Source organism: Polaribacter sp. ALD11, assembly GCF_002831685.1.
In the GTDB taxonomy this organism is placed as follows: domain Bacteria; phylum Bacteroidota; class Bacteroidia; order Flavobacteriales; family Flavobacteriaceae; genus Polaribacter.
In genome coordinates this window covers 3,392,705-3,404,907 of sequence record NZ_CP025119.1, presented here as the reverse complement: position 1 = coordinate 3,404,907, position 12,203 = coordinate 3,392,705, and the positions used below count along the sequence as shown (strand labels likewise).

Genomic DNA, 12,203 nt, shown 5'->3' with positions numbered 1-12,203 from the left:
ATAATGAAAACAATAAATAAAATCAAAATTTTTCTATTATTATCTATTTCGATAATAACACTAGGTTGTGATGACTTTTTAGACGTAAATGAAAGTCCTGATAATCCTACGATTTCAAAGCCCAGCTTAACATTACCTGTAGCGCAAACTTATCATGCAGCATTAAATGCTACATCGATGAACTACTTGGGGAACTTTATGGTTTATAATTACTCTGTACCTTCAAATTGGTCTGCACAAGAAGATTTATTAAGATACAATGTTACTGCAGGTTTTTATACTACTATTTTTGAAACGTCTTTTAATCAAATATTCAAAAATTTGAATTACATAGCAGAATATGAAGATGGAGTTATAGACTATAGTGCTTACAAGGTAATTGCTCAAACGTTGAAGTCTTTTCAATATCAATATTTATTAGATATTTATGGAGACGTTCCTTACACTGAAGCAGGATTAAGAGGAGAAAATACTACTCCAAAATATGATGATGCAGAAACAGTTTACAAATCTATTATAGACCAATTAACAGCAACGTCTATTAAAGCTTTAAGTTTAGCAGGAACTATATATGAAAACCCTTCGGATGCTGATATCATTTTTGGAGGTGATATGACAAATTGGGCACAATTTGCTAATACAATTAAACTTAGAATGCTTGTAAGATTAAGTAATACTGGGCAAGACGCATATATTATTGGTGAAGTTGCTAAAATTAATGCTAATGGTGCTGGTTATATTGCTAGTGATGTAAACACAAACCCTGGGTATCTTGATGTTCAAGATAAGCAGAATCCTTTATTTGCAGCTTATGGTAAAGATGTTGCTGGTGAGATTACAGATGCTAATGATTTTACTGTAGCTTCTGATTATGCTATAGATTATTTAATAGGGACTAATGATAAAAGATATTTGAGATTGTATTCTGAAGCAGAAGATGGAGGTTATAAAGGTGTTGAGCAAACAACAATTCTACCTGGTACTGGCTTTACTTCTGATGATTTATCACACATAGGTCCAGGATTATTAAAAAGCTCTACTCAAGATCAACCAATTTTTATGTTATCTGAAAGCTTATTGTTACAAGCTGAAGCTATGGTAAGAGGTTATATTTCTGGTGGTGATGCTGGTGCTCAAGCAATGTATGAATCTGCAATTGAAGAATCATTTACATATTTAGGTGTACCTGATGCCGTTAATGAAGCACAAACTTATTATGGTCAAGCTTTACCAAATATGGGATGGGCTAGTTCACCTGATAAAATTGAAGCTATTATTACACAAAAATGGATTGCTTCTAACGGAACAAATGCCATTGAATCTTGGGTTGAGTTGACAAGAACGGGTTTCCCTTCAAGTTTACCAATTCCTTCTGATTCTGACGGCGTAAGACCTGTAAGACTTTTATACCCTTCTTCTGAAGTTGGTAGAAATTCAGAAAATGTTCCTGCTCAAACGAGAACAGATGCATTTACTTCAAATCCTTTTTGGAAATAATTCAAATGCTTAATTTTAAAATATACAAAAATGAAAAAAACGATAAATAAATTAATTCTAATGATGTTAGTAGCTTTTACAGTTACATCATGTTTAGATGAAGAAGCGGTTGACTTTGGTAAAGGACCAATAGTAACCCAATTTTCAAAGAAAGAAGTTACAAATAATTTTCTACAAGACGGTACAGGTATTGTTTATGAATACGAAGTACCTATTGAATATAAGGGGGCAGATGGTACTCCATTAAATGAAGATGTAACAATAACTATCTCTGTAGATACTGCATCTTCTACAGCGACAGAAGGAAAAGAATTTTCAATAGAACAAACTACTTTTACGATTCCTGCTGGTTCACAAACTGCAGTGGCTAAGATTATGGTAAATTCTGCTGAATTAGATTCAGCAAATCCATTAACAGCTGTTATACAGATAGATTCTTCTACGCAAACTGTTTCTGATAGTAATAAAACGGTTGTTACATTACAAGCAATATGCCCTTCATCATTGGCGGGTAACTACACTTTTTCAGATGGTAGTAAACGTAATGTAACAATAACAGAAGATGGTCCTGGTGTATACACTGTTTCACGTGATAATTACTTAGGTACCGCTTATGAGTTTTACATATCAGATATTTGTGGTAAAATTGGAGTTACAGGTACATATATAACAAATAATTTTGCAGGTTATACATCTGGAGGTTCAGGAACTGTAGATGAGACAACAGGTACAATTACCTTAAGCTATACTGTTGCACCAATCTTTTCAAATCAAACAATGACTCTTGTTAAAGATTAATTATTAGATAATAAATTGAGTATTTAAAAACCCAAAAGATTAATATCTTTTGGGTTTTTTCGTTTAAATTTGCATTATGACAACAGAAACAAAAGAGACAACAACCATCTTCGGAATAAGAGCTATTATTGAAGCAATTGAAAGTGGTTCAACAATTAACAAAGTATATTTACAAAAAGAATTGAGAGGAAATCTTTTTTTTGAATTAAATAACTTAATCAAAGAAAAGAAACTTTCTACAAGCATGGTACCCGTAGAAAAGTTAAATCGTTTGTCTAAAAACGGTAACCACCAAGGTGCTGTTGCACAAATATCTCCTGTAGAGTTTCAAGACTTAGAAGTGTTAATTGAGAAAACATTAGAAAGTGGTACTACTCCACTTTTTCTATTGTTAGATCAACTTTCTGATGTTAGAAACTTTGGCGCAATTATAAGAACTGCAGAGTGTACTGGAGTTAATGGTATTATTATTCAGAAAGACGGAAGTGCTCCTGTAAACGCAGAAACGATAAAAACTTCGGCTGGTGCAGCTTTTAAAATACCAATTTGTAAAGTAGACCATATTAAAGATGCTTTATTTATACTTCAAGCCGCAGAAATTAAAACAGTTGCTGCAACAGAAAAGACCGACGACTCTATATATGAAATTAACCTAAACCAACCAATTGCTATTGTTATGGGTTCTGAGCATAGAGGTGTAAACCCTTCTATCCTTAAAATGGTAGATTATAAAGCCAAATTACCTTTATTAGGTGAAATAGCTTCCCTAAACGTATCTGTTGCCTGTGGAGCTTTCTTATATGAAACTGTAAGACAAAGAATGCCTGTTACTAAATAGCAACACTCTATTTTATTTCTTCACCTAGCTCCTCCTCTATTTTTGGTGGAGCATATTCTCCATTTTCATCAAACAAAAGATCAAATGCTGTTTCTTCAAATTGATGCTCTTCTTTGATTATTCCTTTATTTCTGTAGAAAATAGCAAATAATAATCCTATCATAAAACCAGACGCATGTCCTTCCCAAGACATGCCATCTTTAATTGGCAAAACATACCAAATCATACTTCCATAAAGAAATATAATAATTAGCGAAAGTGCTACCAACCTGTAATGTTTCCTTATAATTCCACTAAAAAAAACAAAACTAAAAAGTAGGTAAACAATACCACTTGCCCCAATATGATAAGATTCTCTGGCAATAACCCAAGTTAAAAACCCAGATAAAATTCCACCAAAGATTAAAACTTTGTAAGCAATGTCTTTATAAAAATAAAAGATACTTAACAATAAAACAAATAGCGGAACAGAATTACTAAAAAGATGGTTTGCATCGCTATGTATAAAATGACTTAATACAACCCCTCTTAACCCCATCAAATCTCTTGGAAGAACACCATATTTATTAAAATTGAAGTTGAAATAAATTTCAACCCAATAAATAAACCAAATACCAAAGACATATAGTATTGGTATGAAAAATACAGATTTTGATATTTTTAATTGACTTTCATCTTTCATAGTTGTAAAAATAACAAATATGCTACCAAATTAAAAAATGACTACTTCTGTCATAAAACTTTGCTATTTTTGCACAATGAATGAACCTTTGGCAGAAAGAATTAGACCTAAAACACTAGAAGATTATATTAGTCAGCAACATTTGGTTGGCAAAAATGGTGTTCTAACTAATTTAATAAAACAAGGAATTATACCGTCTTTAATTCTTTGGGGACCTCCTGGAATTGGTAAAACCACGCTAGCTAATATTATAGCAACCGTTTCTAAAAGACCATTTTACACCTTAAGTGCTATAAGTTCTGGTGTAAAAGATGTGAGAGAAGTTATTGAAAAAGCAAAAAAAAGTGGTGGATTATTTACTGCAAAAAATCCTATTTTATTTATTGATGAAATTCATCGTTTCAGTAAATCTCAGCAAGATTCATTATTAGGTGCTGTAGAAAAAGGTTGGGTTACCTTAATTGGTGCAACCACAGAAAACCCAAGTTTCGAAGTGATTCCTGCCCTACTTTCTCGTTGTCAGGTTTATATTTTGAATTCTTTTGACAAAGAAGACTTAGTTGCGCTGTTGCACAGAGCAATGGAAAAAGATGAATTTCTTTCTACAAAAAAAATCATTTTAAAAGAAACAGATGCTTTATTACAAGTTTCTGGAGGAGATGCAAGGAAACTATTAAATATATTTGAATTATTAGTTTCTGTTGATGATGAAATTACAATTACAAACGAGTTGGTCTTATCTAAAATACAGAAAAATACCGCTAGATATGATAAGACCGGTGAACAACATTATGATATTGTTTCGGCATTTATAAAATCTATTCGCGGAAGCGACCCAAATGCTGCTGTTTATTGGCTAGCAAGAATGATTGAAGGTGGTGAGGATGTAAAGTTTATAGCAAGAAGGATGTTAATTTTAGCTTCTGAAGATGTTGGTAACGCAAACCCAACTGCTTTAATTTTAGCAAATAACACATTTCAGGCAGTTTCTATTATAGGATACCCAGAATCTAGAATAATATTAAGCCAATGTGCTGTCTATTTAGCAAACTCAACAAAAAGTAATGCTTCTTACTTAGCTATCGGAGAAGCTCAAAAATTAGTAAGACAAACCGGAGATTTATCTGTACCGTTAAACCTAAGGAATGCACCAACAAAGTTAATGAAAGATCTAGATTATGGTAAAGAATATCAATATTCTCATAACTACCCAAACAATTTTATAGCTCAAGAATTTTTGCCTAAAGAGATTTCTGGAACAAAACTATATGAACCTGGACAAAACCAAAGAGAAAATCAATTTAGAGAAATTTTAAAAAATAGATGGAAAAATAGATATGATTATTAAAATTTAATTTGATATTTTTTCTTAACCAACTTATCATTTTCATAAAATTCAGCAACCCAATTTGTACCTTTTTTATAAAGTAAACCATTTTTGTCTCTAATAATAAATACGTCTTGAAGATTTGTATTCAAAATTAAAAAAACAACCTCTGGTTTTAAGTTTATTAATTGAAAACCACTTTTAGTTGGTTGAGCATATAAAGTATTCGATGATTTTAAATCCTTACTTACAGAAGGTTTCACTTCCTTTTGTTTTGATGGTACTAGAACTGCTGTATTTTTTATTGCGACTACTTCCTTACTCATAATAGGGGAGCTAATAACCTTTTCTTGTTTAACTACCGCTTCATTAGTAAGTGCTTCGTATTTAAGATCAATCATGCTTTCATGCGCATTTCTAATTGCTTCTTGAAAGCTTTTCTTGTATTCTTTATGCCTACTTCCTCCTTCTTTAGAAGAATAAACCACATTATCAAAACAATTATTTAATTCTATAATCAGCTTTGTTTTAAACATTGATGACTTATCAACTACATTTACTTTTAACGCTTTACAAGGATCGATTTTAAGCTCTAATGGGTACTCTTCTGAATCTAAAATCACCGTAAAACCATTCTTTTTAAGTAAGAATTTTGTGAGTGAACTTGTCTTGTATTGGTCGTTCTTTTTAAGGAAACTAAATCGCTCTGGTACAATTATATATTTGTAATTGTTTACTTTTTTTTCTTGTCCGAATGCAAGAAAGTTAGAGGCTATTAAAAATATCGTTATTAGTGTATTTTTCATTTTAATTAAATAATAGGTTAAAACCGAATTGTAAAGAAACGTTATTCGATGACGAAATATCAGACATTTCCATAATATTATCAAGAATTCCGTAAAAATTAATTTTCCAAATTTGAGCAGAAACTCCTACTCCAAGATTATAGTATGAATAATCATCAATCGTATAGGTAAGTTTTGCATGTAATTTATTAGAAAAAGACTTTTCATAAAACCCAGTAATTGCAAATTGCTGTCTCAAGGGTCTAAATACAGAATATAATTGAGCACCGAAAGCATCTGTATAAAAATCTTTATAAGTACTATCATAACAGTATTTGCTTCTTTTATTACCAAAGCTATATTTTATTGCTGCATTTAATTTTGCAGGCCTCCAAGAAATATAAGATTCTTGATTTTCTATGGTTGGTAATTGTTCTTTAAAAGCTGCATCTAATTCTTCCCAATAACTACTATTATTGGCATCATACTCAAACTCTATTCCTTCAAAAGTAAAACTACCTTCTGTTATTGTATTTTTAATGTTCTTTTTATGATTTACAAAACCAATATCTAACAAACTTCCCGAAAACTGTAATTGTGGTGATATGCTATAAGTAAGTCCAAAATCTATACCTAACCCTAGATTTCCTCCTAAAAAAGTATTTTTTAAAAAAATACTTGGATCATTTATATACTCATTATTCTCGATTAGACCAGAAGTTTTAAAATCTACATTTATATCATCTAAATGATGAATGTAGGTATTATTATCTCCTAGATTCGTTGTAAAAGTTCCTGAATTGTTTGTAGATTCTAAGTTTAAAGCAGATGAATAAATTTTAAAACGACCACCAATTGTCAATTTCTCGTTTACTTTCCTTGTGATTCCTGCGTGGATTACCCCTAATACATCTACCTTATACAATAATTGAGAAAGACTAAAATTTTTATTCAAATATGTAGTATTTCCTTCATTTGCAAGGGTAATTATATCTTTAGGCAAATAACTAATACCATCCACTTCATGATAAAACCCTAAACTTAGATAGGTTTTTTCATCAAACCGATACCCAACACTAAAAACTTCTATTTGAGAATAAATTTTTAGATAATCTCTAGAATCTATATTTTGTAAAGCGGTGTTAATTTTATCTGTGATGGTTCTATTATCTACTGCGAAAATATCTGAAACTGCAAAACCCGTAGTACCAAATTCTAATGAAAAACCAGATAGTAAAGGCAGACCAACATGATATTTGTAATTGGTTTCTAAACCTGGATTTAGGAGCAATGTTTGTGGTAAACCTGCAAAATCGTATAAAACTTGTTTGTTCTGAGAAAAAACATTGAACATACTTCCTAAAAATAAAATTAATCCTATTTTTCTCATATTACAAAGGAGCTTCTAAATAAATTGTTGCTGCCGATTTGAATTTAATTCTACCTACATCTAATATATCTAAAGGTGTAAACTTATCGTCTAAACTTAACTTAATTTCTACTCTTGTAAAATTCTTAACATTTTGATTTGCCTCAATGTCTATAACTTCCTTATGCTTGAAATTTAGATTGTTTGCCGCTACTTTTAGACCCAGAAATGCATTGAATGTGTAAATTATAGTATCATCTTCATCTAAAAGTAAAATTTCAATAGTAAAATCTCTATTAAACTCATTTCTAACTTCTATATCAAAATCTAATTGTATCAAATTTTGTTTGATAAAACTATTCTCAAAAAGTTTAAAATCAGATTTTTCAGAAATCTCTGTAATTATTGGGACACCTACTGCTGTGGCAAAACTAGCTGCATCTATTGTAAAAAACGTAAGTGATGTCGAAATGGTAGGTTTTATAGTATAACCGTCTAATTGATCGAAATCTAAGGTTTGAGAACAAGAAAAAAATAAAATAGTGCATAATAGGGGAAACACATTTTTTAAAAATTTCATAGTATAAGTTTAATAAATTTTAAAACGTTAAGGTTGTCAAATATATTGTTTTATTACTAAAAGTGAAGTAATTGAAATTACTCCATTATTATTAATTACAATAGCATCAAAATTGATATGGATAGCTTTTATATGTGCCTTTGAAGTTTCTTTTTAATATCAGCTTTAGAGTTATAGCCAATCATAATTGATTTAAGTAAAAAATATACTCTATTTTTTAGGAACGAAAATTGTAAACTCTATCTGCTAAGGTTAGTTCTATAAATAGGGGTATAAGAAATTAAAAAACCTCATAAATCATTACAAACTTCTTAAAATGTTTAGCAAATTTTAATAAGAATTTATAAATGCTATTAGATATCAAAAGATTACTATATATTTTAGGTTAATTTTTTGTGAAGTTTCATTTGTTTTAAAATCAAAAAAATCAAAATTAGTTCCAAACAAACACATATATAGGTATAATTAAAAATAGCTTTTACTTGAGGATAATTCATTGCTAAATAATATAGAATTAAAGTTTTCCATAAAAAAGAGATAAAAATAAATAAAAATAATCTTGATAGTTTCTTTTTAATGTAAAAAATATAAGACACTGGTGAAGTAATAAAAAGTAACAATATCCAAAAAGCGATAATTTCACTTAATTTACCGGACATTGTCCATTTAACACCAAGAGCAAAAACAAACAAATCTTCACCAAAAAGAATAAAAGGCAAATAACAAACAACACTAAAGGCAAACAATATGAAAAAAGTTTTAATGGATAAGTTCGAGAACTTCTTTGGTGATTTATGATAGAAAACAGATGCTTTTTGATAATATAATTCTCCAATATTTGTACTAATAATATTTTTTGGAATGTGCAATATCTTTAGAGCCATGTCATAGACTCCAACAATTGCACTTCCATAATATGCATTTAAAATAAAATTAGGTATATATTTACTTATAGTATTAAAAAATTCTAAACCAAATGAGTTTTTTACATACACTTTATTCTCTTTAAAAACATTTTTAACATCAGTATTATTTATAGAATTAAAATAAAATTTACGAGTAGCTTTTTTATAATTAATATTAAAAAATAAGAAAGATACTATTAACCCAAAAACGTAAGAAAACACAAGACCAAAATCGTTGAAAAAAAAACCTAACAAAACACCTGAAATAGTAACAATTAATGATTGAAGTATTTTATAATTAGAAATTAGCTTGTAATTTTTTATTTTATTATTCCATGACAAAAAAATCATAATATGTGATAAGGAAAATATAGATACTGGTAATAGCAACCACATAAATGGATGTTGGTTAAAAAAAGGAATTGATAAAACAAAAAATAACAGAGATAAAAATAAAGTTATTAAAGAAAAGAATTTAATTATTCTTATACAAACGCGAGACAGATAGGCAGCTTCTATACTTGTTTTTTGTAAAACAATTAAATGTTCTAGTCTGAATGTACCCAAAATAGATAGAATACTAACAACAGAAATTAAAATTGCATAATCGCCAAATTGTTCTTTAGAATATATTCTAGAAAAAACTAATAATGCTAAAATATTTATAACTAAAGAAAAAGCACTTCCTATGGTTAAAGTAAAAAAATGAGAAAATGACTTAAAATTTATTTTCATAATTCTGGCTATAAAAGTAAGATATTTATTAATATTGTTATCTAAAATTAAATATGTCTTATTTAAAAAAAATATATCAATTTATCTTACCTAAATATTTTAGAGCTAGCATACATAATTTGTATTGGAAAACTTGGAAGGTAAAGCTAATATTTGATAAAGGAAACAACGTTTCTTGTAATTGTTGTAATAAGAATTTTTCTAAATTTTTAGCTTATGGTGATTATAAAAAAAGAGAAAATGCAAGATGTCCTTATTGTTTATCATTAGAAAGAACAAGAATGTTATGGGGGTTTTTAAAAGATTCAAAATATCTTAAAAATACTTCTATTCTTCATTTTGCTCCATCAAAAGTAATAGAAGATAAACTAAAAAAAAAATCTTTAGTAAATTATATTAGTGGAGATATTGACAAATCTCTAGCTATGGAAGTAGTAGACATTACTAATATTAAATATAATAGTAATTATTTTGATGTTGTATTATGTAGTCATGTACTTTCTGTAGTTAAAAATGACATTCAAGCAATTAAAGAGCTATATCGAGTTTTAAAATTTGGAGGAACTTTAATACTACAAGAATATATTTTTGAAATTTTTGAAAATACTTTAGAAGATTTTACAATAACAACAGACAAAGAAAGGTTTAAAACTTACGGAAAACATTATTTAATGAGGTGCTATGGAAAAGATTTTACTAATCGTTTTGTAGAAGAAGGATTTACTTTTGAAGTATACGACCCAAAAAAAGTATTGACTGAGGAAAAAATAAAACAATACGGCCTTCAAAATAGCGGAGTCTTGTTTTTATTCAGAAAAGAACAACAGTAAATTTATAATCTTACTATTTCATTTTTTTTAAATATTTTTTTTAATATGTAATAAATCAACTCTCCTTTTATGATAGTTTCTGCGGAATATTTAGAATTGTATTCCATAGGGATTCTTTGATAATGATTTAAAATATTAGTATCATCTTTTAATCCTGCTGTGCCAAATGTTATAATATTTTCTTCATTCATTTTTTTAAAAAACTTTTTAGAAACGTTATTATCAGAAAAGGGAAATGAGAAAAATTTATATTTTAAATTAAATTTTTTTTGAATATAATTTACACTTTCTAAAGTTTCAATATATTGGTCTTTAAAATCTATATTTGCATAATAAGGATGAGATTTACTATGACCTCCAAAATAAAACCCCTTATTAATAAGATCATTTATCTGTTTAGTAGATAAATAAGGTTTTTCTTTTTCCAAAAATTCACTAAATGAAAAATTCAAGATTTCAGCTATTTTATTAATTTTTTTATCGTCATTATAAGTCGCATTTTTTAAATAACTTAAAATTGGTTTGTCTATTATCTGATTCAATTTAGCTTTCTGATTGAAAATTAATTTTTGTTTCGAGATTTCATTGATAAGTAAATTGGCCTTAAATCGAAAAAATAATTCTTTGTTGTCAATAAAGTTTGAATTTAAGAAATTAATAGCAAATATTTTTTCTTTTAAAAGTATTGGAGCTACTGTTGTAAAAAAGTTTTTCAACCCGTCATCAAAGGTTAAAAGGAATCTGTAATTTTTACTATCATTTTTTTTAATCAAATCAGGTAATGAAATAGAATTAAAGTGCTTTTTAAAATATTTTAAATCTTTAATAAAATCTATCTTGTTCTTTGCAGTATAAAGATGTTTAGTTAATCCATTTGTATCATTAACTATATGATAAAAAGGGTAAATATTTTTTTTCCCAGAAAGCTTCATTAATAATTTTAATGGAATAAAATTATAGATAAAGCTAATTTTAAAAAATAATTCTTTGAATCGCATTTGTTTTTAATTCTTTGTAGACCTCTTCTTTTGCACCAAAACTTCTAAAAAAGTTAGCGATTCCTTTATTCATTGAACCTTCAAAATCTAATATATAGTTTTTATTTTGATATTTTTTTAATACATGCGAAATTAAAAAAGTAGCTGCATTAAGTTTCTTCCCTTCTGTTGTCATTACTGAAAATAAATAAATCAACCTACTTCTACTCTTAAGAAAAAAAACTCCACCAACTACTTGATCATTTTCATTGTACACTCCTTTCATAAATCCTGTATCACTATTTTGTGAGATAGAAATCAATTTATTTAACTTTTTGTAATCTGAATCTTTATAAATTAAATGATTATAGTCTTTTTTTGCGATTTCCAGAAGTGTATTAAATTCTACATTATCTATATACATCGAAGAATCCTTTATTTTTCTTAATACTCTTTTTCTATTTTTATTAAAATCTTTATAATTTTCTTCGTATGATTCTTTAATTAGCAAAATATAATTCTTTCTTTCTAGCATTTTTGATAAAAAAAAAGAATAACTATTAAGATTCAAAGTAATTTTCACAAACTTTTTAGGAATCTTTTTTAACATTTTCTTTTGTAATTCTTCAGTAATAATTCCCTTCGAAAAAACACCTAATTGCTGGCAAAAATGAGGCTGGCTAACATATTTTATTCCATATTTTTTTCTCCAAGGAATTGGCATCACAGCTTCATAATCCTCCAAAACCAAAACATCCCAATTATCAGCAACAATATCTAAATACCAAGAAAATGCATAGATTCTAGATTGAACAGATTTTTCTATACAGTCATCGTACTTTTCAATGTCTAAATCTTGTCTTTTAACGTAACTAATCAT

The 12,203-nt window shown here is 28.1% G+C and carries 12 protein-coding genes; 5 read left to right on the top strand and 7 right to left on the bottom strand.

Features of this window, described 5'->3' with window-relative positions:
* The first annotated feature begins 3 nt into the window (after positions 1 to 3).
* From CW731_RS14715 to rlmB, 3 genes are all read left to right on the top strand, one after another.
* On the top strand, positions 4 to 1,497 hold the full coding sequence (locus CW731_RS14715) for a SusD/RagB family nutrient-binding outer membrane lipoprotein (protein ID WP_100947441.1): 1,494 nt from the start codon (positions 4 to 6) through the stop codon (positions 1,495 to 1,497).
* Positions 1,498 to 1,527: 30 nt separating this feature from the next.
* On the top strand, positions 1,528 to 2,295 hold the full coding sequence (locus tag CW731_RS14710) for a hypothetical protein (RefSeq protein WP_100947440.1): 768 nt from the start codon (positions 1,528 to 1,530) through the stop codon (positions 2,293 to 2,295).
* 76 nt (positions 2,296 to 2,371) lie between these two features.
* Positions 2,372 to 3,133 (top strand): 23S rRNA (guanosine(2251)-2'-O)-methyltransferase RlmB, encoded by a 762-nt coding sequence (gene rlmB / locus CW731_RS14705; protein WP_100947439.1) that lies wholly within the window; start codon positions 2,372 to 2,374, stop codon positions 3,131 to 3,133.
* 7 nt (positions 3,134 to 3,140) lie between these two features.
* On the opposite strand, the gene CW731_RS14700 is transcribed toward rlmB, so the two are convergent.
* On the bottom strand, positions 3,141 to 3,815 hold the full coding sequence (locus CW731_RS14700; protein ID WP_100947438.1) for a rhomboid family intramembrane serine protease: 675 nt from the start codon (positions 3,813 to 3,815) through the stop codon (positions 3,141 to 3,143).
* Between the two features lie 76 nt (positions 3,816 to 3,891).
* Between CW731_RS14700 and CW731_RS14695 the strand changes: the two genes are divergently transcribed.
* On the top strand, positions 3,892 to 5,163 hold the full coding sequence (locus tag CW731_RS14695) for a replication-associated recombination protein A (protein ID WP_100947437.1): 1,272 nt from the start codon (positions 3,892 to 3,894) through the stop codon (positions 5,161 to 5,163).
* Here the strand turns inward: CW731_RS14695 and CW731_RS14690 are convergent.
* The 4 genes from CW731_RS14690 to CW731_RS14675 all read right to left on the bottom strand — a co-directional run bounded on the left by CW731_RS14690 (position 5,160) and on the right by CW731_RS14675 (position 9,516).
* A complete protein-coding gene (locus CW731_RS14690) occupies positions 5,160 to 5,948 on the bottom strand; it encodes a hypothetical protein (RefSeq protein WP_100947436.1) in 789 nt (262 codons plus the stop codon). The two genes, CW731_RS14695 and CW731_RS14690, sit on opposite strands and share 4 nt — an antisense overlap.
* A 1-nt stretch (position 5,949) precedes the next feature.
* Positions 5,950 to 7,317, bottom strand: coding sequence for a DUF5723 family protein (locus tag CW731_RS14685; protein WP_100947435.1), 1,368 nt, complete (start codon positions 7,315 to 7,317; stop codon positions 5,950 to 5,952).
* Between the two features lies 1 nt (position 7,318).
* Positions 7,319 to 7,876: a hypothetical protein gene (locus CW731_RS14680; RefSeq protein WP_100947434.1), complete on the bottom strand. Its 558-nt coding sequence runs from the start codon at positions 7,874 to 7,876 to the stop codon at positions 7,319 to 7,321.
* A gap of 380 nt (positions 7,877 to 8,256) precedes the next feature.
* Positions 8,257 to 9,516, bottom strand: coding sequence for a lipopolysaccharide biosynthesis protein (locus CW731_RS14675; protein WP_100947433.1), 1,260 nt, complete (start codon positions 9,514 to 9,516; stop codon positions 8,257 to 8,259).
* 53 nt (positions 9,517 to 9,569) lie between these two features.
* On the opposite strand from CW731_RS14675, the gene CW731_RS14670 reads away from it, so the two are divergent.
* Positions 9,570 to 10,346: a class I SAM-dependent methyltransferase gene (locus CW731_RS14670; RefSeq protein ID WP_100947432.1), complete on the top strand. Its 777-nt coding sequence runs from the start codon at positions 9,570 to 9,572 to the stop codon at positions 10,344 to 10,346.
* Between the two features lie 2 nt (positions 10,347 to 10,348).
* On the opposite strand, the gene CW731_RS14665 is transcribed toward CW731_RS14670, so the two are convergent.
* Positions 10,349 to 11,344 carry a polysaccharide deacetylase family protein gene (locus CW731_RS14665; RefSeq protein ID WP_100947431.1) on the bottom strand — a complete coding sequence of 332 codons (996 nt, stop codon included), beginning with the start codon at positions 11,342 to 11,344 and terminating at the stop codon, positions 10,349 to 10,351.
* Positions 11,319 to 12,203: a hypothetical protein gene (locus CW731_RS14660; protein ID WP_100947430.1), complete on the bottom strand. Its 885-nt coding sequence runs from the start codon at positions 12,201 to 12,203 to the stop codon at positions 11,319 to 11,321. The genes CW731_RS14665 and CW731_RS14660 overlap by 26 nt, the downstream gene beginning before the upstream one ends.

Coding starts and splice junctions, on each gene's coding strand:
- CW731_RS14715 (WP_100947441.1), top strand. CDS start 4: ATGAAAACAATAAATAAAATCAAAATTTTTCTATTATTATCTATTTCG.
- CW731_RS14710 (WP_100947440.1), top strand. CDS start 1,528: ATGAAAAAAACGATAAATAAATTAATTCTAATGATGTTAGTAGCTTTT.
- rlmB (WP_100947439.1), top strand. CDS start 2,372: ATGACAACAGAAACAAAAGAGACAACAACCATCTTCGGAATAAGAGCT.
- CW731_RS14700 (WP_100947438.1), bottom strand. CDS start 3,815: ATGAAAGATGAAAGTCAATTAAAAATATCAAAATCTGTATTTTTCATA.
- CW731_RS14695 (WP_100947437.1), top strand. CDS start 3,892: ATGAATGAACCTTTGGCAGAAAGAATTAGACCTAAAACACTAGAAGAT.
- CW731_RS14690 (WP_100947436.1), bottom strand. CDS start 5,948: ATGAAAAATACACTAATAACGATATTTTTAATAGCCTCTAACTTTCTT.
- CW731_RS14685 (WP_100947435.1), bottom strand. CDS start 7,317: ATGAGAAAAATAGGATTAATTTTATTTTTAGGAAGTATGTTCAATGTT.
- CW731_RS14680 (WP_100947434.1), bottom strand. CDS start 7,876: ATGAAATTTTTAAAAAATGTGTTTCCCCTATTATGCACTATTTTATTT.
- CW731_RS14675 (WP_100947433.1), bottom strand. CDS start 9,516: ATGAAAATAAATTTTAAGTCATTTTCTCATTTTTTTACTTTAACCATA.
- CW731_RS14670 (WP_100947432.1), top strand. CDS start 9,570: ATGTCTTATTTAAAAAAAATATATCAATTTATCTTACCTAAATATTTT.
- CW731_RS14665 (WP_100947431.1), bottom strand. CDS start 11,344: ATGCGATTCAAAGAATTATTTTTTAAAATTAGCTTTATCTATAATTTT.
- CW731_RS14660 (WP_100947430.1), bottom strand. CDS start 12,203: ATGATTAGTTACGTTAAAAGACAAGATTTAGACATTGAAAAGTACGAT.